Genomic DNA, 22,462 nt, shown 5'->3' on the forward strand with positions numbered 1-22,462 from the left:
TGATACTATGTGCCACTGCTTCGACGAAGTCGACGACCTGTCCGAGACGAAACGTGAGGCAATCCGCGCCGAACACAGTATCGACGAACTCCGGACGGAGTACTCCGCCGACGAACTCGAGAAACTCGGCGTCAGTGCCTGAATCGGTTCGCTACGCCAACAATAGTCGCCGAGCCACTGATCCTGTCGCGGCTCAGCCACTCTCCTCAGCGATCGCTGTTACGAGTTCGTCGACCCGCGGTGACGCGCCGTTGGCTCGCTCGCCCGTCAGATTCGCCGCGAGCACCGCGAAACTCGTCGCCGGTTCGCCGTCGTCTTCAATAACGCCCGCGAGACACGTCACGCCCCGAAGCGAGCCGGTTTTGGCTCGAATCGTTGCGTCGACGTCCCCGAGTCGGTTCCGAAGCGTGCCGTCCTCGCCGGCGACTGCCATCGTCCCGTAGAACTCCTCGCCCCAGTCGGCGTCGAGTGCCCACTCGATCATCGAGACCGCGTCGCGCGCCGAGGCGAGGTCGTGTCTGGACAGTCCGGAGCCATCGCGAATCTGTGGCGTCTCCGCACCGGCCGCCGCGAGCGTCTCGTCGAGATACGACTCCCAGACCGACCAGGAGCCGTTTCCGGTACCCTCGCGCTCGTAGGCCACCGTTCTGGCGATGTTCTCCGCAACCATGTTGTACGACCAGTGGTTGAGTCCCTCCGCGATGTCGGACAGCGGTACCGACTCGTGAGTCGTCACCTCTTCCGTGAACTCGATCGGCTCGTCGCTGATCTCGATTTCGGGTTCCGGACCGCCGCCACCCGGCGTGATCTCGACACCCTCGTCCGCGAGCGCCCGCGCGAAGACTCTCGCAGCGTGCTCGTTCGGCGTCGCGACCGGAACCGACGCCGTCGCCTCGTCGTCCGGCACCATCCGCCCGTTCACCTCGGCGGTATTCGTCCAGTGGTTGGGCGTCGTTATCGTCACGAACCGGTCGCTGTCGACGCACTCGAGTTCAATCTCGACATCAACGAGCCCCGAGTCGGGTTCGACCGTGTGCTCGAACTCGCAGTCGTCGCCCTGCCGGGAGACCGTTACCTCGGCCTCGTTGTGGTTGACGACGAACGCCGAACTCTTCGAGCCGTACGTGTTCACCGCGTCGCCGAGCGTCCACCCCGGCGGGTACTCGCCGTCGTCGAACGCGGAGACGTCGACGACGAGCCGATCGGTGACGCGCTCGATGCCGGCGTCGGCGACGGCCGCCGCGAGTGCTTCGAGGTCCGACGCCGTGAGGTCCGGATCGCCGCTGGCGACGACACCGAGCGATTCCACGACGCGCTGATTTCGGCGGTCGCCGACGACGCCGACAGTCGTCTCGTACCGATAGTCGGGGCCGAGTTCGTCGAACGCGGCCGCAGTGGTCAACAATTTTGTCGTCGACGCTGGCTGGACGGGTCGTTCCGACCCGCTGTCGGCGATCACGTCCCCGGTTTCGATGTCGCGTGCGAAGACGCTGATCGCCGCCTGATCGAGGTGGTCGAACACGTCGCCGGCGTCGACCGGTGGCCCCTGTTGGGTTTGCTGACTCTGCCCGGCTTGCTGCTCCTGGTCGCTTTCCTGTGTCTGTTCTTCCTCCGCCTCATCCGCGGCGCTGGCCTGACTCCCCGCTACCAGCCCCGTAACTGCTGTGAGTCCCGTTGCCTGTACGAATCGCCGTCTATCGAGCGTGAGCGCGCTGAACATAGCCCGGCCTCGAATGGGCGATGCTAATTACTAACCACCACACCTAGCATGCTAGTTGGTAACGAATACAGTCACGAAACGTAACTGCTCGTGCTCGAGACGAACGGGGAGCAGAACAACAAAATCCGACACAATTCAGACCGGACGAACCCGATTCAGGCAGAGCAGAGCGCCCGTCAGACCGGGACGAATCCGAACCAGATTCAAATCGGGACGAACTCGAGTACAACCCACGCGAGCACGCCGGCGTAGATCGGAATCGTCAGGTTGTCGTCGACGATGAAATCGCCAATCTGGACCTTCACGCCGTCGGCGATGGTCGCGCCGAGGGCGGCCGCGAGGACGGCGAGCGGGGTTTCATACAAGAAGGGCGCGGCGATGATCGCACTCACGACGAACATCGTGACGAGGACCTTCGTGCTCTTGACCCGCCGCAGCGTGTTATCCGAGACAGCGCCGCTGATCGGATCGCCGACCGCGAGCATCAACATCGCCGGCAGCGCGATTTCGGGCTGGAAGAGCAGGACCACGATGGTCATACTCACCATGTAGTAGCCGTAGCCCGCGAACTGGTCCTGTTCGTAGTCGCGGGTCAACTTCTCGTAGATCCAGAGGTCGAGTCCGACGTTCAGTCGGACGAACTCGAGTGCGATCGTGCCAACGGCGAGGACCGTCATCAGGACGCCAAAGCGTTCCCAGGTGAGGCCGAGGTCGAGGTAGGTTGCGAGCAGATAGAGGGCGACCAGGCCGGCCCCACTCGAGTGGACGAGCCGTCGTTTGAGTTCGTCGGCCATCGTTTCGTCTCTGTTTCTCCCGTCGGAGGTGGTGACCTTCAGTGCGTCGGTTACGTCCAACCGTTTGCGCTGCGTGGGCCGCAGAGCGATCGCACTCGGCAAACTGGTGATGAAAAGCCCTCCTCCCTCCGTTTCAGCCCGTACGGGCCTCCACATCGGTCGTCGGCCCGCTCGCTTGGCCTCCGGCCTCGCTCACGGATTCAATCTTGCTCTCGAGGCGGTTCCGACACTCGCAACCGTTTTTGTTCCGTTGCTTCCTCTTACGGACTGCCACTGTCGTCCCTCGTTCTCGGTGACCTCGAGTTCGGCCTCGTTCTGCGGGGGAAGACGCCGACAGCGATGGGGAAGCCTCTGGCTCGAGGGTGAGAGATCCTCGTCCCACACCGATTACATGCCAAAGTAGGTATTATTTTACTGTCGGTTCTAGAACAGTTACAAAATGAGTTCGACCGTGTTGCGTGCGGTGTTTCCGGATCGCCCGCCGACGAAAATCGATGTCGTCTCAGGAGGCCTCGCTGGTGGCCTCGCACTCCTTCACGGAACCTGGCCCGCTCCGGGTAACGGGTTACGCTGGGAGTGGATTGCGCTCGGGTTCGTCCTCGGTGCAATCGTACTGGGACCGGTCGCACAATCGCCGGTCGGGAAGCGGATCGGGACGATGGCTCGCGATCTCAGCATTGCCGCCCGTCTCGTCGTGATGGCGATCGTCATCACAGTGACGCTCGTACTCGCTACTGTCGTTTTTCCAGACGTGATCTTTCGCAACGTCTCCATCGGTATCCTCGCAGTGATCCCGTTCTACGTCGTCGGACACGTTGCCGTCGCCAGAGAACTCGGCGGCTGGAAGCCAGCGTCGGAGTCAGACTCGTAGGCCCCTGTTCTCCGATCGCTGTCTCCGTTCCTCCTGTCGTTCCTGTTCTCCCGTTCCGCTATGCCGCTACCGACTCCCGCTGTTTCCGTTAGAGTTCGTCGAACTCGAGTTCCCCCGCTCGAAGATCCGCCATGATCTCTGGCAGTTCCGACACCGGCAGTCGCGTCTGGTCCGTGGTGTCCCGTTCGCGGACGGTTACGGTGGTCTCCTCGTTCTCGAGTGTCTCGTAATCCACGGTCACGCAGAACGGCGTGCCGACCTCGTCCTGGCGGCGGTAGCGCCGACCGATGTTACCCGAGTCGTCGTAGGTCACCGAGAGGCCCACGTCCCGGAGGTTTGCGACGATTTCGTCGGCGGTGGCCTCGAGTTCGTCGTCGTTCTGCAGCGGGAAGACGCCGACGAAGGTGGGCGCGACTTCGGGATCGAGCGCGAGGTAGGTGCGCTCCTCGCCGTCGACTTCGTCCTCCGCGTAGGCGTGGTGGAGGACGGTGTAGACGAGCCGGTCCACACCGAAGGAGGGTTCGACGACGTGTGGTACGATGTGCTCGCCGGCCTCGGTCTGTTCCTCGACTGCGAAGCCGGTCTTCTCGACGGGAATCTCGTGGTGCTCGCCCTCGAGTTCGATCTCGATGCTGTCACTCTCGAACGCATCACGGTCTCGGCCGGCGAGGGACTCGAGTTCGGAGACGACGGCCTGGGCGTCGCCGCCGAACTCGGGACCCAGATAACTCATGTCGGGGTCGACGGTTGCGCGCTCGACGGTCTTCGGTTCGTCGTACTGCCGGAAGACGGTAAAGCGGTCCTCGGAGTACTCGGCGTGCTTCGAGAGGTCGTAGTCGCTGCGGTAGGCGAAGCCGGCCATCTCGATCCAATTCCCGTCAATCTCACTCTCGGCGTCCCAACAATCTGCTGCGTAGTGCGCGCGCTCACCGGAGAGATGCTGACGGAACCGGAACCGGTCCATATCGACGCCGACGGCGTCGTACCACGGTTTCGCGACGCCGAGGAAGTACGCGACCCATTCGTCACCGATGATGCCCTTGTCGACGGCCTCGCCGATGGTCGTCTCGATCTCTGCACCATCGTCGGCGTTCTGTTCGCTGGCCGGGTAGAGCGTTACCTCGACGTCCGCGACCGCTTCGAGGTCCGGTTCGTCCTCCTCGGGATCGACGAAGTACTCGAGTTCGGCCTGCGTGAACTCCCGGGTGCGGATGATCGAGCGCCGTGGGCTGATCTCGTTGCGGTAGGCGCGGCCGATCTGGGTGACGCCAAAGGGGAGCTGATTCCGGGCGTACTCCTTGAGTCGCGGGAACTCGACGAAGATGCCCTGTGCGGTCTCGGGGCGGAGGTAGCCGGGCTGGGAGTCGCCGGGGCCGATGTTCGTCGCGAACATGAGGTTGAACGTTTCGACGGCCTGGCCCGCCAGCCCCGCACCGCAGGAGGGACAGACGAGTTCGTACTCGGCGATGACCTCCTCAACCTCCGGGATGGGGAGGCTCTCGGCGTCCTCGTACTCGGTGTTATCTTCGACGACGTGGTCCGCGCGGTGGCTCTCGCTACACTCCGGACACTCGACGAGCATGTCGTCGAAGCCATCGAGGTGGCCCGAGGCTTCGAAGACGGGTTCGGGCATGATCGTCGGCGCGTCGATCTCCATGTTGCCCTCGGCGACGGCGAAGCGGTCGCGCCAGGCGTCCTCGACGTTGCCCTTCAGCGCTGCGCCCTGGGGACCGAAGGTGTAGAAGCCGCCGACGCCGCCGTACGCGCCCGACGATTGGAAGAAGTAGCCCCGGCGCTTTGCGAGTTCGACGAGTTTCTCGCTCGTCTGTTCGTCTGCCGCGGCTGCTTCTATCTCTGCGTCCGTCTCCGCAGTTGCCGCTGTCTCTGCATCCGTACTCGCCGTGTTCTGCTGTTGTTCACTCATAGAGTGCCTCCAGAATATCCACGTCACAGACGATGCCGACGAGTTGCTCGCCCGTCACCATCGGAATCTGCTCGATGTCGTTGGTGATCATCTGCTGTGCGGCCTCCTGAATCGTCTTCTCGGTCGAGACCGTCACCACGTCGTCGCTCATGAACTCCCGGACGGGACCGTTTGGAATCTCGATGTCCCGCGTCGGGAGGTAGCGACTGCCGACGCCCTTGATCCCTTCCCAGGACCACTCCGAGTCCTGATCCGGGAAGTTGTTCCCCGTCTCTTCCTCGCCCTCGACGATGCGGGCAACCTCGATGATGTCGACCTCCGTCAAGACACCGCTCATTCCACCCTCGTCGTCCAGCGCGACCGTGTAGGGAACGTTCGCGTACGACAGTTCGCGCTCGGCGACCGGCAGCGGAGCGCCCTCGTAAGTCGTGTTCACGTCCTCACTCGCGTAGCCGCCGACGGTGTCGTCGGTCTCCTGATCGCCCGTCGCGATCGCGTGGATCACGTCCGTCACTGTGATGATCCCCTCGAACTCGCCGTCGACGACCGGAACGCGGCGCGCGCCTTCCTCGACCATCGTTCGGGCGACCTCCTCGAGTCCCCTCTCGCGCGTCGTCGTCGGCACCTCGTCCATCAACATGACCAGCTGGTCCTCGTCGGGCTGTTCGATTAGCGTATCTCGAGAGACCAGTCCGCGGTACTCGGGGCCGTTGTCCGTCGGTTTTACGACCGGCACTGACGAGAACGACCGCTCCTGAAGGTACTCGAGTACGTCCGAGCGAGTGCCTGGCAGGTCGACGGTTACCACGTCCTCGCGGGGTGTCATCGCGTCGGCTACGTTCATGTCCCTACAGTAGGGCAAAAATGAGTATAAACCCAGTGTTTCGTGCGCCCGCGTTCGGCGCTCGTGTCAGTCCGTTTGTGTCTTCTGAGAGGTCGATTCGACGCGCTTATATGTCTTGGATTGTCACTCTCTACCATGGTGTCGAAACCCCACACCACAGCGGCAGACGAGACGGTCGTCGGCTCGATCGATTCGACGGATTCGAGCGACGAGTACGTCATTGCGGATATCTCGGCCGACGACGCATGGCTCTCCATGCGAGCGGACGAGGCAATGACACTTCCGGCGTGGCGATAGGGGGGTTTCACTGTTCGACACGGTGGGGGCCTGTCGGGCTGCAGTGGCGTACAAGCGGGCGCTTCGTTCGCGTCCGCTACTTCTTAGCTATCGTAAAAACGTCTTTGAGCTTGCTTTGTTTCGCCTCATCAAGGTGCTCGCCGAGAATCTCTTTAGCGTCGTCAGGTCGTGATGGACTTTTTTCGTAGGCTTGAGTACAAAAATTCGAGTTTTCGGAGAAACGTGCTATCTAGTATATCTCCTCTTGGAGACATAGCACTGGAACGACCGACGTGTCGTCTCGCTCCGGGAATGTTACCGTAACTTCGGCAGATTGGGGCGTCGATTCGACGACTGTTTCGAAGTCCACCTGGGGTCCCCAGTTCTCACCCGATCCATACTCGATTTCACCCTCGTTCGAATACATTGTTGTATGACGGACGACGGGGGTGACAGCGACCTCGCTCTCGGATTCCGTCCAGTCAACGGCTTCTTCGTGATCGAAGAACCCGTCCGTGACCGCATCCGGTTCAACGTCGATCGCGGTTTCCCTCTCTTCGGCTCCATCTACCGTCGCCTTCACGATACCCTCTTCTTCAAGGAGCGTTTGGACGTGATCTATAGTGGCGCTCGTTGCCTGTCTTGTGCTCCATTCGTCAAACGCCATCTCTTTCGTCTCTCCTGTTTCGGTCTCGATGGAGACACGATTGTCGTCCCCAGAATGTTCGTACTCTTGGTCGGGAGCCGCTTCAATCGAAACGGGGGGTGCTTCACCGAGAGCCAAAGCACGTTCGGTGGTCCCAGCATCTTCGCCGTCAACCTCCACACTCACTGTCTCGGGGATTCCGGCCATCTCATCGGTGATACGGAGGACTAATCCATGATAGGCCAAATCGTGGTCTCCTGCGTCTGGAGAGACGGTCTCTACGATTGCATGGATACCGGACTCCGTGCGATCCATCGCCGCCAGTTCTAACCGATGCGGACTTGACCACAACCCTGCCAAGATAGCTACAAGATATGAATTGTTGAAATCCGTCTCGTTGATAAACGCATCTACATCCCCGTGCTGTTCTAGCCGAGCTTCGGCTGCCGCTCTATCGGCAAGAACCGTCTGGTAGGATGACGGTGTGCTTGATAGACCGCTTGCCAGTTCGGTATCCGCAAGGGGAGAGGCCCGGTAGAGAGACTCAACGGACATCCCGACAGGGTTCTCTGATCCAGTCTCTTCTCCTCTACCCAAGCAACCTATTACCCCGAACGAAAGGAGCGACGACGTTGCGAGGAGTTTCCGACGCTTCATCACGGGAAATTAATATCACCACACACAAATATCTTCTTCAAGCACAAATATCGATTTTACAGTCGTAATCGTCCCAGTATGGCGCTCGCGACATGATCTCTTACGGTGAGTCGCCTCGTTTAGTGATTTACCAGAGCCCAACATTTAGTACACCGTCGTTGATGTCGTAGTCGATGGTCGATCATCAGCGCACAGATAGCCGACGTGACGGCGGTCGAACTGGCGGAAATCGACCGCGAAGATCTGGCGTCGGCCCTGGTCCCGGCCCCGGCCCCGGTCCCGGACCCAGAACCAACTCCGGAACCGGACTCGAGTCCACGTCTGACTCCCGGTACTCGATCGCGTCGTTGCTCTCGTCGCTCGTCCCCAGACCGCTCGCTCGGCGGGCGATTTCGGTGTCGGTGACGAGCGACCGCGACGTCTACGCGCAGGACGAAGCCGTCTCGTTCACCGTCGCGTTCCGCAATCGACTCCCGGTTTCGGTTGCCGTACCCACGCCGCGCCGTCGCCGCTGGGGCTGGTCTGTCGACGGTGAACTCGAGGCGAGCGACGAGCGCCGCTATCTTCAATCCGCCCCCTCCACGTTTCGGTTCAGCGCGGGCGAGCGAAAGGAGATCCGCGTAACCTGGAACGGCCGCTTCGAGCGGACCGCGGGTCGCCACGAGTACGTCGTCCCAGATCCGGGCGAGTACGAGATTCGGGCGTTCATCGCGACCAGGGAGGGCCGCTACCAGCCGAGCGATTCGACTGTTGTCCGAATTCGATGACCGATTCGCGAAGGCGGGTGTACTCGAGTACAGTAGTACAGTGTGTCGAGCGTGACGTGTACAGAATCGAGCGCACGGGAGTACGAACGTCGACCGCATCCCACGATCAATTGCTATGGGAGACGAACCGAGAGTGGAGGGGTGAGAGCGCAGCGAACAGAGCGAGGGTGGAGACCGACCGGAGGGGAACCGGACTCCAGCGGTTCAGCCGGCAGTTTCGGAGTTCTGCCGCTTTATCCGGTGAGGAAGCCACCCGGCGGGATGCGCGTCGATGGACGTCCATCTTCGTCGGCGTTGGTATCGTCACCGAACTCCGGGGAGTGTCGGATGGTTCGTCGAGCCTTTGCGACCGTGCGGTTACAGGCGGCAACCGTAGCGAGGATCTTACTCATACATGAGTTAATAGTGCCGTCGGCCACATAAGTATTTATGAGATGGAAGATCATGTGTTTCTCGTCCGTGTATCTCTGCTTCTCGTGAACGAAGACTGGTGTTTAGTGCGTAGATAGGGCTCAATACAGTTGTTCTACAGTTACTATTTTTGGAGTGAATGGGGAATCATGATATGTGTGAATTGTGAGTAGTGCTCGCCACACTGCCAGCTCCACCCAACTCACCGCTGTAAATGACAGGCAGTGAAATGCGACTCGCCGCCGTACTCCGGCTCAATCTCGTAGGCCGGTCGCTCTCGCGCACAGATACTCTGCTCGGCAAAGGACTCGAGTAGCAACGTCGTCGCAGAGTTCCAGGCGACCACTCGCGACTGACCGCCGCCGGCAGTCGCCTGTCCGCCGTCGGTGGCCGTCTCACCCTGCTGTCCCGCCTGCGTCACCTCGGCGGCCGACTCGTGATCCGTCGCGACGAGTTCGATAGCCTCCTCGACGATTCGGCCGGGTTCGCCCTGCGGGAGCGTCCCACCGAAGAAGTCGGCGCGCAACTCGGCGGCCGTCATCGGCTCGAACGTCCGCCGCTTGACCGCCCGCATGAACGCTCGCGTCTGTGCCCACTCCTCGTCGGTCCACTCGTACGCCTCCGGCGCGATCAGGCGCGGACACCGCGTCCGGAACCGACACCCTGAGGGTGGATCGACCGGGCTCGGCACCTCGCCCTCGAGTACCCCCCGCGCGCCAGTTTCCCGGGGGTCGGGAACCGGGATGGACTCGAGTAGCGCCTCGGTGTAGGGATGCTGCGGGTTCTCAAAGAGTTCCTCCTTGTCGGCGAGTTCGACGATGTTCCCGAGGTACATCACCGCGACCCGGTCGGAGATGTGGCGGATGACAGAGAGGTCGTGGGCGATGAAGAGGTAGGTAAGTCCAAACTCGTCCTGCAGGCGCTCCATCGTGTTCAGTACCTGCGCCTGAATCGAGACGTCGAGCGCGGAGACGGGTTCGTCACAGACGATGAAGTCCGGGTTGACCGACAGCGCGCGGGCGAGGTTGACCCGTTGGCGCTGGCCGCCCGAGAAAGCGTGGGGATACCGATTGTAGTGGTGGGGGTCGAGGCCGACGCGCTCGAGGAGGTCCTTCGCTCTGGCCTCCCGTCCTTCGTCGTCGAGCATCCCATGGGCGTGCATCGGTTCCTCGATGATTTGCCCGATCGTCAGCCGCGGATCCAGCGAGGCCTGCGGATCCTGGAAGATCATCTGGATCTCCGAGCGCTTCGTCCGCAGATCCTCGCCGCTGAGCGTCGCGAGATCCTCTCCCTTGAACGAGATCCGTCCTGCGGTCGGCTCCAGCAGCCGGAGGATCGTCCGACCGAGCGTGCTCTTTCCACAACCCGACTCGCCGACGAGGCCGAGCGTCTCGCCGCGGCGAATGTCGAAGGTCACGTCGTCGACGGCCTTGACTCGCTCCTCGCCCACGCTGATCGGCGGGAACTGGCTCGTATCGACGGAGACACCCGAGAACAGGCCGGAGCTCTGGTCGAAGTATTTTTTCAACCCCTCGATCTCGACGAGCGGTTCGCCGTAGGGGACGGTCTCGCCGGACATCTCCGAGCCGAACTGGCCGGCCTCGCTGGCGAACTGACCGGCGTCGCTGGGGGTGTCGGTATCGGTGCTGGCGTTGGCGTTGGTGTCAGCACCGGTGCCAGTATCGGTCCCCGACGTACGCTCACTCATCGTGTTCACCTCCGTCGGTCCGTTCGCTCTCGCCGCGGCCACCGTCGGTCGCGCTCGCGGGCGTCTGCTGGTCGGCTCCGGCACCGTTCTCGATCGGGACGCTCTCCTCGTAGTCCGAACCGAAGACGTCGTGTTTGATGCAGGCGGCGCGGTGTGGGTAGCCCTCGGCGCGTGCGACCTCCCTGTTCTCGGGATGGATGCGCTTGCACGCTTTCCGGGCGTCGGGACAGCGCGGGTGGAACCGACAGCCCGACGGCGGGCTGATCGCCTCCGGCATTACGCCTGTGATCGGGTCGAGTTCGTCGACGGTCCGGTCGGGCCGCGGCATCGAGTCCAGCAGCGCGTCGGTGTAGGGGTGTTTGGTGTCGTAGAACAGTTCGTCCACCGGCGCTTGCTCGACGATTTCGCCGAGGTACATCACGTTCACGCGGTCGCAGATTTCGGCGACGACGCCCATGTCGTGGGTCACCCAGATGAAGCTCGTATCGTACTTCTGCTGGAGTTCGTCGACCAGGTCGATGATCTGGCCCTCGACGGTCACGTCGAGCGCCGTTGTCGGCTCGTCGGCGATGATGAGACTCGGTTCGCAGGCCAGCGCCATCGCGATGAGCACCCGCTGGCGCATCCCGCCGGAGAACTGGTGGGGATACTCCTCGTAGCGCTCCTCGGGATCGGGAATGCCGACCTCGCGAAGCATGTCGATCGCCTCCTGTCGTGCCGCACCGTTTGACAGATCGCGGTTGAGTTCGATGAACTCCCGGAGCTGACTACCGACGGTGAAGACGGGGTTGAGCGACTCCATCGGATCCTGAAAGATAACGGCGATCTCGTTGCCCCGGATACGCGTGCGCACTTCCTCGTTCGTGAGCATGTCCTCGCGCTCGCGGAGTTCGCCGTCGGGGCCCTCCTCGAGTCCAAAGATCGTTTCGCCCTTGTAGGTAATCTCACCGCCGACGATCTCCCCGGGTGACTCGATGAGCCGAAGGAGACTCATCGAGGCGACGCTCTTGCCGGCCCCGCTCTCGCCGACGAGGCCGACGATTTCGCCCTCGTAGACCTCGAAGGAGATGCCGTCGACTGCCCGCACGGTTCCTGCGTCCGTGAAGAACTGTGTCTTGAGGTCCTCGACGCGAAGGAGTGGTTCTGCGCTCATGGGTGGGGTGGTGTTGTCATCGTCGGTGTCGTGGGTTACTCGTGATCGGTTCGGTAGTCGGTCAGTCGTCGATTCGCGGATCGAGCGCGTCCTGCAGGCCGTCACCGAACAGGTTGAATCCCATAATCGTGATCAGGATTGCAAGGCCCGGCCAGATCGAGAGCCAGACGTTCGAGTGCATGTAGCCGTGTGAGACGTTGAGCATCTGTCCCCAGTCCGGCGTCGGTGGCTGTGCACCGTAACCGAGGAACGAGAGGCCGGCGACGATGAGAATCGTGACGCCGATCTGGAGGGTTGCATAGACCAGCACAGGCGCGAAGCTGTTCGGAATCACGTGTCTGAGGATGATGTTTCGGTTCTTCACACCCGACGCCTTCGCGGCCTCGATGTAGTCCATCTCGCGCACCGAGAGTACCTCGCTGCGGATGATCCGGGCGAAGACGGGGATGAACGTGATTCCGACGCCGATGATCGCGTAGGTAATATCCGGTGTCCCGCCGCTGACGAACACCGTGAAGACGATGATGAGGATCAGCGGGGGGATCGCGTAGACGGTTTCGACCATCCGCATGAGCACGTCGTCGACCCGGCCGCCGTAGTATCCGGAGACCGCTCCAATGAGCGTTCCGCCGACGAAGCCGATCAGCGTCGAGGCGATGCCGACGCTGACGGACACCTGTGCGCCGTAGACGATTCTGGTGAAGTAATCGCGGCCGCTCGGATCGGTGCCAAGCGGATTACTCAGTGAGCCATCGGCGTGAAACGCCGGTGGAACGTTCTCCTCTCCCTGTCCCGGTGGTGGAATCCGCTCAGGATGATCGAAGATCGGGAGCGCCTCGGCGAACGTAAAGTCCGACACGGCACCGAAGGTGAGCCGCGAGAGGTTGCTGTCGATCATCGTGTACGCCGAGATCAGCAGGACGATTGCGACGACGTATAGCCCCCATCGCGCGGTCGTATCCTGCATCACCTTCGCGAACGTGTAGCGCCAGCCGAACTTGGCTTCGACGTCCTCCGGTGGGCCGCCGGATCGATCTCCCATCTGGCCTTCACCGATTGCCATGCTTAGTCACCTCCTGTGGTGGTGTCGCTGTTCCGAACACTGTTCAGACCAGTTCCCAGGTCGCTTCCATCGCCGAGCGTGGTACTAATTCCTCGCATGGTCAGTCACGATCTCCGTAGGTCACTCGAGGGTCGATGTAGGCGTAGGAGATGTCCGTGATGATCACGCCGATGACGAACATCGTCCCGATCACGATCGTGATTCCCATGATTAGCTGGTAGTCGAGACTCTGGATCGCCTCCAGGAACAGCCGCCCGATCCCGTTGATGTTGAACACGTACTCGATGAGCACGGCACCGCCGAGCGCCGTCGAGAGGTTGAGTCCAACGATCGTGATGATCGGCAACTGGGCGACCTGGAAGGCGTGCTTTCGCAGGATCGTCCGCTCCGGAACGCCGTACGCTCGCGCGAGTTTGACGTACTCCCCCTGCAGCGACTCGATCATCTGCGTGCGCTCGACGCGCATCAGCGTCGCCATCTGCAACGTCCCCAGTGCAACCATCGGCAACAGCAGATGGCGTATCGTCTGGAACGCCAACTCGAGATACCCGCTGTAGCCGTAGTGTGCTGGACTGCGCCACGGATAGACGAGCCCACTCGAGGGCAGCCATCCGAGCTGGATCGCGAAGATCAGGATGAGCATAATGCCGATCCAGAACGAGGGGGTGCTCACACCGATGAGCGCGACGATGCGTGAGACGTGGTCGGTCGGCTCGTTTCGCCGGGTTGCGGCGATGATACCCAGCGGGATCGCGGTTACGAGCGCGAAGGCGTACGCGGAGATGACGAGCAAGAGTGTCGGTCCGGCCCGCTGGATGAGCAGGTCGGTGACGGGCCGGTCCCGGTGGATGCTGTGTCCGAGGTCGCCCTGCAGGAGGTTGACCATGTAGGTGACGTACCGCTCGTGGAGCGGGCGATCGAGGCCGTACTGGCGCTCGACGCGCTCGATCACCTCCTGGTCGACCTCCTGGCCCTGTAGCATGAGCCGAACGGGGTCGCCGGGGGCGAGGTTCGCGAGGATAAACGTGATGACGGTGATCCCGATCAGGACGGGGATCGCCTGCACCACGCGAAAGGCCGTGTATCGTAGGAGTCCCATGTGAGTGCGATAGCGATGTGAGCGTTGGTGGTGGTCGGAGTCGAGTTGCCGTCTCTTCGCGTCTCAGGCCGCCGCCGGCATCGTCTCCGGTCTCAGCTGCAGCGGGTCCGGCTGTGTGCTGTTCCGGCGTCGCTCTCTTTGTCCAGCGGGCGTCGGCAGTGGTAGCCAGGGCCGGTTCAAACCAGCCCTGACGCCACGAGCGAGACGGTCCCGGTCAGTCGTCGATCCAGACGTTGCCGTACTCGGAGACGGGACGCGGGTTCTGCTGGACCATCGGATGGGCGTGTAGGTCCCGGACGTGTTCGCCCGACGCCATCGTGTTGTGGAACGAGTACGCCGGGAGCGACGGCAACTCTTCTAAGATTTCGAGCATGACACCCTCGTAGAGGTCATACCGTTCGTCCTGATCCGCCAGCTCGCGAGCCTCCGCGATGTCGTCGTGGAAGCTGTCACTTCCCTCGTAGAAGTGCGCTTGATTAACGCCGACTTGACTTTCGTGATAGAGGTTGTACATGTAGGCGTCCGGGTCCGGCCCGCCGGTCCAGCCGAGGAGATACGCCTGGAAGTCGTCCGGACTCGGATCCTCGTTGTACACCGTCTGGTCGAGCAACGTCCCGAAGTCGAGCGTCTCGGCCTGAGCACCCTCGTAGCCGATCTCGTGAAGGCGGGTCACGATCCGCTCGGCTAGATCACCACGGTGGTCACCCGGTGCGGCGATCGTCGGACTCCAGTCGTCGTCGACCGCGCCGTCGAGCAACTCTTCGGCCTGGTCTGGATCGTACTCCGGATAGTGCTCGTCGTGCCACTCGTCGAGCGGGAAGCCCCACTGGTCGTTCGTGATCGGCGGAATCGGTGCCGATAGCGGCTGTGCAACGTTTCCGAGGCGCGACTCGACGAAGTCGGTCATCGAGAACGCGTGACAGATCCCCCGACGCACGTCGGGATCGCCCGTCGGCGCGTCGTCCCGACAGTTGAACGTCAGGTGCATGTACGACGGGCTCTCGCTGATGTGGACTCGCACGTCGTCGTCGCCCTCGAGTTCCCCCCAGTCGTCGTTGGGGACGTCGGCGATGGCGTCCGTGTCGCCGGCGCGGATCTCGCCGACTCGGCTCGCCTCGTCGACGTTATCGACGAAGGTGATCTCCTGGAGATACGGCTCCGGATCGTCCCAGTAGTCGTCGTTGCGTTCGAGCGTGACGTACTCGTTAAACTCGAAGTCGCTCCAGACGAACGGGCCGGAGCCGACCGGGTTCGTGTTGAACTCCTCGCGGTCGTCCTCGCTCTCACGTTCGCTCTCGGGAACGATGGAGATCGCCATCGTCTGCAGTTCCCACGGCCCGTACGGATGCTCGAGGTCGACCTGCACCTGGTAATCGTCGATCGCCTCGGCGTCTTCGATCATGTCGTACTGGGCTTCGTTGACGCTGTCCTCCTCCTGGTAGGCCATGAAGGTGTGGGCCACGTCGCTCGCGGTGAGTTCCTCGCCGTTGTGGAACTCGATTCCCTCGTGGATCTCGTAGAGGTATCGTGTGCCGTCGCGCTCTACGTCGGGCATATCGACGGCAACCTTCGGCTCCAGGTCGAGGCCGGCGTCCCACTCGTAGAGGCCGTCGAACACGAGGTTGTACACCTGCGCGCTGTAGGCGTCGTTGGAGTGAATCGGGTCGAAGTCCTCGTCCCGTTCTAGCTCCTGGGTGTACTCCATCGTGCTCTCGCGAGCAGCGTCCTCGTCGTCGGGTTCCTCCCGATCGTAGTCGTAGTCTGTGGGATCGATGATGTCCTCCTCACCGTTTTCGTCCTCACCGTTCCCACCGATGCACCCTGCGATGGCCGTCGCCGACACTGCCGTTCCGGTCGCAAGAACGTATCGCCGGCTGACGTCTGGTAACTTCCGTACCATCCCGTCGATATACACAGTCATCGACTCTTTGTTATCCTCTCCCAAACGAAGGGAATAACGGCAATACTGACGAAGGCCCCAACGTAATGCGATTTTACACGCTTTTTGCCGTCCTTTGGTCGCCATTGCTGTGTACTACTGAACAGATGTGGTTCCTCGAAGCGTCCGTCTGATGAGTTCTCGACTCGTTTCACTCATCCGACCCGGTGAGCAGACACTCACGGTCGGTGATCTGTTGTGTGACGCTACCACCCTCTCGTGGCGTTCGGTGGTGTTACAGTTGCGCTCTGACACCGCCACATCGTCCGCTATTGACTGGAACAGTGACCTTTTTCCACCGGCACATACAGTATCGCTGTATGAACTACCGAGCCGTCGACACCGACGCGGAGTACGTCGCCCGCCTCGACACCGGCGCGGACTGGCGCGCCGAACTCGAGTCGCTCGCCGACGAGGTCGCGGCCGACGCCGCCTGGTTTACCGCCCTCGGTGCCGTCCAGGACGCCGAACTCTGGTTCTACGACCAGGACGAGTGTGAGTACTACCCCATCGAGTTCGACGAGCCACTCGAAGTCGCAAGCTGTGTCGGCAACGTCTCCCTGCTGGAGGACGAGCGTTTTGCCCACACCCACGCCGTCCTCTCTGACCCCGACGGTACCACCTACGCCGGCCACCTGAACGCGGCTACCGTCTGGGCCGGCGAGGTCCACATGCGCGTCTTCGAGGAGGGCCTCGAGCGCGAGTACGACGAGACAACCGAGCTCGACCTCTGGCTCTGAAATGCGCACGGAAGACGAACGATACTTCGAGCAACTCGAGTCCCAGCTCGAGGAGGCGTTCGACGTCGCCGAGGAAGCCAAAGAACGCGGCAGCGATCCCGAACCTGACGTCGAGATTCCGACCGCACGGGACATGGCCGACCGCGTCGAGAACATTCTGGGGATCGACGGTGTCGCCGAGCGCGTCAGGGAACTCGAGGGCGAGATGTCTCGCGAGGAGGCAGCTCTCGAACTCGCGGAGGACTTCGCAGAGGGTCGTGTCGGTGACTACGAGACGAAAGCCGGCAAGGTCGAGGGCGCGGTTCGAACGGCGGTCGCCCTGCTCACGGAGGGTGTCGTCGCAGCGCCGATCGAGGGGATCGACCGGGTCGAGATTCTGACGAACGACGACGGGACGGAGTTCGTCAACGTCTACTACGCCGGACCGATCCGATCTGCGGGCGGGACGGCACAGGCGCTCTCCGTGCTAGTCGCAGACTACACCCGCGCGCTCGTCGGTATCGAGCAGTACGACGCGCGACAGGAGGAGATCGAGCGGTACGCCGAGGAGATTGCCCTCTACGACAAGGAGACGGGCCTGCAGTACTGCCCGAAGGACAAGGAGGCGAAGTTCATCGCCAAACACCTCCCGATCATGCTCGACGGGGAGGCAACGGGGGACGAGGAGGTCTCCGGCTTTCGCGACCTGGAGCGGGTCGACACCAACAGCGCCCGCGGCGGGATGTGTCTCGTGCTGGGTGAGGGGATCGCGCTCAAGGCTCCCAAGATCCAGCGCTACACCCGAAATCTCGACGAGATCGACTGGCCGTGGCTGCAGGATCTGATCGACGGCAATTACGCGGCGGATGTGGAGGTCGACGAAGATGAAGACGCTGACGACGCGGCTGCCGAAGACGAGACCGGCGAACAGGACGAGGGAGACAGCGACGAAGAGAGCGGAGCAGACGCCGAGACGGACGAAGCTGACCCCGACACAGCCGACGACGGCGATACTCCGGCCGACGACAGCGACGATGCCGAGGGACCACCCCGCGTCGGCAAATCCGAAAAGTTCCTCCGCGACCTGATTGCCGGCCGGCCGGTCTTTTCCCACCCCTGTGCGGCAGGCGGCTTCCGCCTGCGCTACGGCCGCGCGAGAAACCACGGCTTCGCGACCGCCGGCGTCCACCCCGCCGCCATGCACCTGGTCGACGACTTCCTCGCGACCGGCACCCAGATCAAGACCGAACGACCCGGCAAGGCCGCCGGCGTCGTTCCCGTCGACTCCATCGAGGGGCCGACCGTCAAACTCGCCAACGGCGACGTTCGCCAGGTCGACGACCCCGCCGAAGCCAAGGAGATCCGAAACGGCGTCGAAGCGATCCTCGACCTCGGCGAGTACCTCGTCAACTACGGCGAATTCGTCGAGAACAACCACCCGCTCGCGCCCGCCTCCTACACCCCCGAGTGGTGGATTCAGGACATAGAGGCTGCCGGTGTCGACATCCAGGCCCTGCAGGACGACCCGCGCATCGACCTCGAACACCCCGACCCCGACGAGGCGATCGAGTGGGCACTCGAGTACGACGCGCCGTTGCACCCCATGTACACCTACCTCTGGCACGACTTGCCCGTCGAGGACTTCTGTGCGTTGGCGGACGCAGTGGCTGCTGGACGGGTCGAGCAGGCCGAAGACGGGATTGGCGGCGATGGCGCAGAGACTGGCACCCTCGTCCTCGAGTACACCGAACCCACACGCGAGGCACTCGAGACGATCGTAATCGAACACCGCCAGCGCGAGGGCAGCGACGAGGACGATGGCCGAATCGAAATCGACGACTGGCGGCCGCTCGCGCGTTCGCTCGGCTGTGAGATCCGACGGACGGCGACCGACGGCTCCTCACGGTCTCCTGGCGCGAACGTCTCTCCTGACGGACCGGACGCGAGTACCTCGTCAGCGACGATCGAACTCGAGCGCACCTGGGCCGACGACGACCTCTCGACGCGCGCTCGCACCTGGGGCCACGAGGACCAGCCGGACGGCTCGAACGCTGTCGAAGCCGTCAACGAGGTCGCACCGTTCGAGATTCGAGAACGCTCGCCCACTCGCGTCGGCAACCGAATGGGCCGCCCGGAGAAGTCCGAGCGCCGCGACCTCAGCCCGCCAGTCCACACCCTCTTCCCGATCAGCGAGGCCGGCGGCGCACAGCGCAACGTGGCCGACGCGGCCAAACACGCCGAAACCATGTCGGACACGCCCGGCGTCGTCGACGTCCAGATCGGCCGTCACCAGTGTCCGAGCTGTGGCACGGAGACGTTCAAGAACCGCTGTCCCGACTGCGAGACCCGAACCGAACCCGACTACCGCTGTCCCGACTGCGAACAGTCACTCGAGCCCGACGATGCTGGACGCGTCGAGTGTGGCCGCTGTGAGATCGAGGGGACCTGCGTCGAGACCCGCGAGGTCGACATCAACGACGAATTCCGGAGTGCACTCGAGTCCGTCGGCGAGCGAGAGAACGCCTTCGAGATCCTGAAGGGAGTGAAGGGGCTGACCTCGTCGAACAAGGTTCCAGAACCCATCGAGAAGGGGATCCTGCGCGCCAAACACGACGTGTCGGCGTTCAAAGACGGCACCGTTCGCTACGACATGACGGACCTGCCGGTGACATCAGTCCGCGCGAGCGAACTCGACATCGACGTCGGGCAGCTTCAGGCGCTGGGCTACGAGGAGGATATCCACGGTGAGCCACTGGTCCACGAGGATCAGCTGGTCGAACTCAACGTGCAGGACATCGTCCTTTCTGACGGCGCAGCCGAACACATGATGCAGACGGCTGCCTTCATCGATGACCTGCTTGAGCAGTACTACGGGCTCGAGCCGTTCTACGAACTCGAGGATCGTCAGGATCTGGTCGGCGAGTTGGTGTTCGGCATGGCACCGCACACGAGCGCCGCAACTGTCGGACGAGTGATTGGTTTTACGAGCGCAGCGGTCGGATACGCGCATCCGTACTTTCACGCCGCAAAGCGTCGCAACTGCTTCCATCCAGAGACGAACCTCTGGTACCAGAACGAAAACGACGCGTGGGGGTACGAATCGATCGAAACGGTCGTCGAAGAGCGGTTGACTGAGCCAGGTACGGACGATTTCGGGACACTCGTACAGGATGTTGATGGGCTTACCGTTCCGTCAGTTTCTGCCGACGGAACGCCCACTGAGCGACCCGTTACTGCCGTTTCGAAACATCCGGCACCTGATCACCTCGTTCGCGTCGAAACACGAAGCGGTCGAACGATCACTGTAACGCCAGATCACACGTTCCATCGGTGGACGCCCGCAGGGTTGGAGGCTGTCGACGCTCGAATGCTCTCGCCGGGTGACGAACTGCCGAGTCCGAAGTCAATCGACTTTGAGGGAACGCAGAAATCGATCGATCTGCTGGACGCGTTTATCGAGACGGACGCAATTCCGAACGACTCACTCGTTATTCGTGGCCTCGGCTCGGATCGAATCACGGAACTACTCGACGATGCGACAACGGAACAGGCATATCTCAAGCCAGTCGCTGAACGACTTGATCTCTCTCAGTCCACGGTCTACAACTGGGTAAATCGAGATAGCGTTCCGGTCGGTCCACTTCTTTCCCTGTTCGAGACCGACGAGTTCCTCGAACGGATTCCGGACGACATTACGCTCGGAGTTAAACGGGACAGTGCGAGTGTTCAACGACAGTTTACAATCGACGAATCCGTTGCGACACTGCTCGGCTATTACACTGCTGAAGGATTTTCCCGTCAGGAAGATGGATCCTTCTATCAGACGACGATCTGTACGCCTGACGACGTAGCCCGAGATGAGATTATGGATGCGTTCGACCGTGCGCTCTCCATAGATGCGTTCGAAGAGAACGAGTGGAAAGTAACTGTCTCGAGTCGTCTCGTCGCGGTGCTATTCGCGGACGTACTCAATCTCGGAACGACCGCAGAAACGAAACGGATTCCGAACTCCATCCTTGATAGCCCACAATCTCAGTTGCGAGCGTTCCTTGCTGCGTACTTCAGCGGCGATGGGAGCACGTCAAGTGATCGTATCGATATTCGGGCCCACACAGTCAGCGACGAACTTGCGGATGACCTCGTCGCCGCGCTGAAACGCTTTGGAATTGCAGCGAAAGCGTACCGTGAAACCCGTTGTCCGTCTACCGGTGCCGTTGCTGAGTTTTATGCCGATGACGGACCTGTCCCAGAATTCGAGACCTGGATTCTCAAAATAACGTCCGAGAACGCTGCTCGATTCGCCGACCGGATCGGATTCCATCTCGAACGAAAGCAGGACACGATAACCGATGTCCTCGAGCAAACGGAGTGTCGTACACAGCGACTGTTCGCTGACGGCGGTGAAACGTGGCTTGATGAAGTAGTTTCGACCGAAATTGTCGAAAGTAATACCGACTACACGTACTGTCTCACTGTTGAGGAAACGAATACGCTCGTTGCCAATGATGTTTTTGTCGGGCAGTGTGACGGGGACGAAGACTGCGTGATGCTTCTCATGGACGGACTTCTCAACTTTAGTAGAAGTTTCCTCCCCGACAAACGAGGTGGGCGCATGGACGCGCCTTTGGTCATGTCCTCCCGGATCGACCCCTCCGAGATCGACGACGAGGCCCACAACATGGACATCGTCTCGCAGTACCCCCGCGAGTTCTATCTCGCAACCTTAGAGCAGGCCGATCCGGAGGATGTGGACATCCAGATCGGCGAGGACACGCTCGGCACCGATGGCGAGTACACCGGCTTCGAGCACACCCACGACGTGACAGACATCGCAATGGGCCCGGACCTCTCCGCGTACAAGACGCTGGGTTCGATGATGGACAAGATGGATGCCCAGCTCGAACTCTCGCGGAAACTCGCCGCCGTCGACGAAACAGACGTCGCAGAACGGGTCATCGAGTACCACTTCCTGCCGGACCTGATCGGGAACCTGCGGGCGTTCTCCCGACAGGAAACCCGGTGTCTCGACTGCGGCGAGAAGTTCCGCCGGATGCCACTGACTGGCGACTGTCGTGAGTGTGGCGGTCGCGTCAATCTCACCGTCCACCAGGGATCGGTGAACAAGTACATGCAGACGGCAATCGAGGTCGCCGAGGAGTACGACTGCCGAGACTACACCAAACAGCGACTGGAAGTACTCGAGAAGTCACTCGAGAGCATCTTCGAGAACGACAAGAACAAACAGTCCGGTATCGAGGACTTCATGTAGCCGCTATCGGGGAATTTGACCTGCCAGTCATCCGTTTCTGTCCGTTCGCTTGCCGATAGCCGTCGGTCTCAGCCCCACCCCTTCTCGCGTTCTTCTCAACGTGTTGCACTCGAGTCCGTTGTCCTCGCTCGCGTCTGCTCCCTCTCTCCAGGGCTATTTCATATATCGTTATACACTACATCGTGGGTATGTCGACACAGTACGACGCTCACGGAAACCGGTTACTCAGACTCTCCAGTCTGCGTACTGGCTTTCTGCGCTCTCGAGTACTACGACACGTATGGGTTCCAGACACGATGACTCTAATCTGCATCTCGGCGTCGGCACGACGGTCTACACCGGAGACAGTGAACCACTCGGAAACGGTCCCGGCTTCGACGTAACGATTCGCGACGGAATGGAGGGACTGAGCGTCGAACACGTTCGTTCCGGCCACGAGTTTGGCGAGGCACACCTGATGTGGCGTTGTCTCGAGTGCGGCGAGATGGACGACCTCGATGAGGACCTGCCCGAGCAGTGCCCGTCCTGTGGCACGGAGCGAGAGAACCTCTATTATTGGACCGAAGACTAACACTTTATCGCGCTGGCGTCCCGTCCTTTGC

The 22,462-nt window shown here is 61.8% G+C and carries 18 protein-coding genes; 7 read left to right on the plus strand and 11 right to left on the minus strand.

Annotated features, from left to right (window positions below; all coding sequences use genetic code 11):
- The first annotated feature begins 7 nt into the window (after nucleotides 1–7).
- On the plus strand, nucleotides 8–142 hold the full coding sequence (locus C483_RS21085; RefSeq protein ID WP_006653445.1) for a hypothetical protein: 135 nt from the start codon (nucleotides 8–10) through the stop codon (nucleotides 140–142).
- A gap of 51 nt (nucleotides 143–193) precedes the next feature.
- On the opposite strand, the gene dacB is transcribed toward C483_RS21085, so the two are convergent.
- Both dacB and C483_RS11065 read right to left on the minus strand, forming a co-directional pair.
- On the minus strand, nucleotides 194–1,720 hold the full coding sequence (dacB, locus tag C483_RS11060; RefSeq protein WP_006653446.1) for a D-alanyl-D-alanine carboxypeptidase/D-alanyl-D-alanine endopeptidase: 1,527 nt from the start codon (nucleotides 1,718–1,720) through the stop codon (nucleotides 194–196).
- 203 nt (nucleotides 1,721–1,923) lie between these two features.
- Nucleotides 1,924–2,514 (minus strand): hypothetical protein, encoded by a 591-nt coding sequence (locus C483_RS11065; RefSeq protein ID WP_006653447.1) that lies wholly within the window; start codon nucleotides 2,512–2,514, stop codon nucleotides 1,924–1,926.
- A 439-nt stretch (nucleotides 2,515–2,953) separates the two neighbouring features.
- Between C483_RS11065 and C483_RS11070 the strand changes: the two genes are divergently transcribed.
- A complete protein-coding gene (locus C483_RS11070) occupies nucleotides 2,954–3,385 on the plus strand; it encodes a hypothetical protein (protein WP_006653448.1) in 432 nt (143 codons plus the stop codon).
- 88 nt (nucleotides 3,386–3,473) lie between these two features.
- Here C483_RS11070 and glyS read toward each other — a convergent pair whose 3' ends face one another.
- Both glyS and C483_RS11080 read right to left on the minus strand, forming a co-directional pair.
- Entirely contained in the window at nucleotides 3,474–5,309 is a 1,836-nt protein-coding gene (glyS, locus tag C483_RS11075; protein ID WP_006653449.1) for a glycine--tRNA ligase, read from the minus strand.
- Entirely contained in the window at nucleotides 5,302–6,153 is an 852-nt protein-coding gene (locus C483_RS11080; protein WP_006653450.1) for a CBS domain-containing protein, read from the minus strand. The genes glyS and C483_RS11080 overlap by 8 nt, the downstream gene beginning before the upstream one ends.
- 135 nt (nucleotides 6,154–6,288) lie before the next feature.
- Between C483_RS11080 and C483_RS20440 the strand changes: the two genes are divergently transcribed.
- Nucleotides 6,289–6,450: a DUF7556 family protein gene (locus tag C483_RS20440; protein ID WP_004267462.1), complete on the plus strand. Its 162-nt coding sequence runs from the start codon at nucleotides 6,289–6,291 to the stop codon at nucleotides 6,448–6,450.
- Between the two features lie 229 nt (nucleotides 6,451–6,679).
- On the opposite strand, the gene C483_RS19970 is transcribed toward C483_RS20440, so the two are convergent.
- Nucleotides 6,680–7,732, minus strand: coding sequence for a hypothetical protein (locus tag C483_RS19970; RefSeq protein ID WP_152419869.1), 1,053 nt, complete (start codon nucleotides 7,730–7,732; stop codon nucleotides 6,680–6,682).
- 173 nt (nucleotides 7,733–7,905) lie between these two features.
- Between C483_RS19970 and C483_RS11090 the strand changes: the two genes are divergently transcribed.
- Nucleotides 7,906–8,499, plus strand: a complete 594-nt coding sequence (locus C483_RS11090; RefSeq protein ID WP_006653452.1) for a hypothetical protein — start codon at nucleotides 7,906–7,908, stop codon at nucleotides 8,497–8,499.
- A 233-nt stretch (nucleotides 8,500–8,732) separates the two neighbouring features.
- On the opposite strand, the gene C483_RS20445 is transcribed toward C483_RS11090, so the two are convergent.
- From C483_RS20445 to C483_RS11115, 6 genes are all read right to left on the minus strand, one after another.
- Nucleotides 8,733–8,891, minus strand: coding sequence for a hypothetical protein (locus C483_RS20445; protein WP_006653453.1), 159 nt, complete (start codon nucleotides 8,889–8,891; stop codon nucleotides 8,733–8,735).
- Between the two features lie 221 nt (nucleotides 8,892–9,112).
- A complete protein-coding gene (locus C483_RS11095) occupies nucleotides 9,113–10,489 on the minus strand; it encodes an ABC transporter ATP-binding protein (RefSeq protein WP_049912598.1) in 1,377 nt (458 codons plus the stop codon).
- Between the two features lie 121 nt (nucleotides 10,490–10,610).
- A complete protein-coding gene (locus C483_RS11100; RefSeq protein ID WP_006653455.1) occupies nucleotides 10,611–11,771 on the minus strand; it encodes an ABC transporter ATP-binding protein in 1,161 nt (386 codons plus the stop codon).
- Between the two features lie 61 nt (nucleotides 11,772–11,832).
- On the minus strand, nucleotides 11,833–12,834 hold the full coding sequence (locus C483_RS11105; RefSeq protein WP_006653456.1) for an ABC transporter permease: 1,002 nt from the start codon (nucleotides 12,832–12,834) through the stop codon (nucleotides 11,833–11,835).
- A 100-nt stretch (nucleotides 12,835–12,934) separates the two neighbouring features.
- Nucleotides 12,935–13,933: an ABC transporter permease gene (locus C483_RS11110; protein ID WP_006653457.1), complete on the minus strand. Its 999-nt coding sequence runs from the start codon at nucleotides 13,931–13,933 to the stop codon at nucleotides 12,935–12,937.
- A 214-nt stretch (nucleotides 13,934–14,147) separates the two neighbouring features.
- Nucleotides 14,148–15,854 (minus strand): ABC transporter substrate-binding protein, encoded by a 1,707-nt coding sequence (locus C483_RS11115; protein ID WP_006653458.1) that lies wholly within the window; start codon nucleotides 15,852–15,854, stop codon nucleotides 14,148–14,150.
- 338 nt (nucleotides 15,855–16,192) lie between these two features.
- Between C483_RS11115 and C483_RS11120 the strand changes: the two genes are divergently transcribed.
- From C483_RS11120 to C483_RS11130, 3 genes are all read left to right on the plus strand, one after another.
- Nucleotides 16,193–16,612, plus strand: coding sequence for a PPC domain-containing DNA-binding protein (locus C483_RS11120; RefSeq protein WP_006653459.1), 420 nt, complete (start codon nucleotides 16,193–16,195; stop codon nucleotides 16,610–16,612).
- Nucleotide 16,613: 1 nt separating this feature from the next.
- Nucleotides 16,614–21,860 carry an LAGLIDADG family homing endonuclease gene (locus C483_RS11125; protein ID WP_006653460.1) on the plus strand — a complete coding sequence of 1,749 codons (5,247 nt, stop codon included), beginning with the start codon at nucleotides 16,614–16,616 and terminating at the stop codon, nucleotides 21,858–21,860.
- A gap of 280 nt (nucleotides 21,861–22,140) precedes the next feature.
- Entirely contained in the window at nucleotides 22,141–22,431 is a 291-nt protein-coding gene (locus tag C483_RS11130) for a DUF7130 family rubredoxin-like protein (protein WP_006653461.1), read from the plus strand.
- Nucleotides 22,432–22,462: the final 31 nt, after the last annotated feature.

This window comes from Natrialba hulunbeirensis JCM 10989 (assembly GCF_000337575.1).
Classification (GTDB): Archaea; Halobacteriota; Halobacteria; order Halobacteriales; family Natrialbaceae; genus Natrialba; species Natrialba hulunbeirensis.

Coding starts and splice junctions, on each gene's coding strand:
- C483_RS11100 (WP_006653455.1), bottom strand. CDS start 11,771: ATGAGCGCAGAACCACTCCTTCGCGTCGAGGACCTCAAGACACAGTTC.
- C483_RS11080 (WP_006653450.1), bottom strand. CDS start 6,153: ATGAACGTAGCCGACGCGATGACACCCCGCGAGGACGTGGTAACCGTC.
- C483_RS20440 (WP_004267462.1), top strand. CDS start 6,289: ATGGTGTCGAAACCCCACACCACAGCGGCAGACGAGACGGTCGTCGGC.
- C483_RS11125 (WP_006653460.1), top strand. CDS start 16,614: ATGCGCACGGAAGACGAACGATACTTCGAGCAACTCGAGTCCCAGCTC.
- C483_RS11090 (WP_006653452.1), top strand. CDS start 7,906: ATGGTCGATCATCAGCGCACAGATAGCCGACGTGACGGCGGTCGAACT.
- dacB (WP_006653446.1), bottom strand. CDS start 1,720: ATGTTCAGCGCGCTCACGCTCGATAGACGGCGATTCGTACAGGCAACG.
- C483_RS11115 (WP_006653458.1), bottom strand. CDS start 15,854: ATGACTGTGTATATCGACGGGATGGTACGGAAGTTACCAGACGTCAGC.
- C483_RS11130 (WP_006653461.1), top strand. CDS start 22,141: ATGGGTTCCAGACACGATGACTCTAATCTGCATCTCGGCGTCGGCACG.
- C483_RS11095 (WP_049912598.1), bottom strand. CDS start 10,489: ATGTCCGGCGAGACCGTCCCCTACGGCGAACCGCTCGTCGAGATCGAG.
- glyS (WP_006653449.1), bottom strand. CDS start 5,309: ATGAGTGAACAACAGCAGAACACGGCGAGTACGGATGCAGAGACAGCG.
- C483_RS11065 (WP_006653447.1), bottom strand. CDS start 2,514: ATGGCCGACGAACTCAAACGACGGCTCGTCCACTCGAGTGGGGCCGGC.
- C483_RS21085 (WP_006653445.1), top strand. CDS start 8: ATGTGCCACTGCTTCGACGAAGTCGACGACCTGTCCGAGACGAAACGT.
- C483_RS19970 (WP_152419869.1), bottom strand. CDS start 7,732: ATGAAGCGTCGGAAACTCCTCGCAACGTCGTCGCTCCTTTCGTTCGGG.
- C483_RS11120 (WP_006653459.1), top strand. CDS start 16,193: ATGAACTACCGAGCCGTCGACACCGACGCGGAGTACGTCGCCCGCCTC.
- C483_RS20445 (WP_006653453.1), bottom strand. CDS start 8,891: ATGAGTAAGATCCTCGCTACGGTTGCCGCCTGTAACCGCACGGTCGCA.
- C483_RS11110 (WP_006653457.1), bottom strand. CDS start 13,933: ATGGGACTCCTACGATACACGGCCTTTCGCGTGGTGCAGGCGATCCCC.
- C483_RS11070 (WP_006653448.1), top strand. CDS start 2,954: ATGAGTTCGACCGTGTTGCGTGCGGTGTTTCCGGATCGCCCGCCGACG.
- C483_RS11105 (WP_006653456.1), bottom strand. CDS start 12,834: ATGGCAATCGGTGAAGGCCAGATGGGAGATCGATCCGGCGGCCCACCG.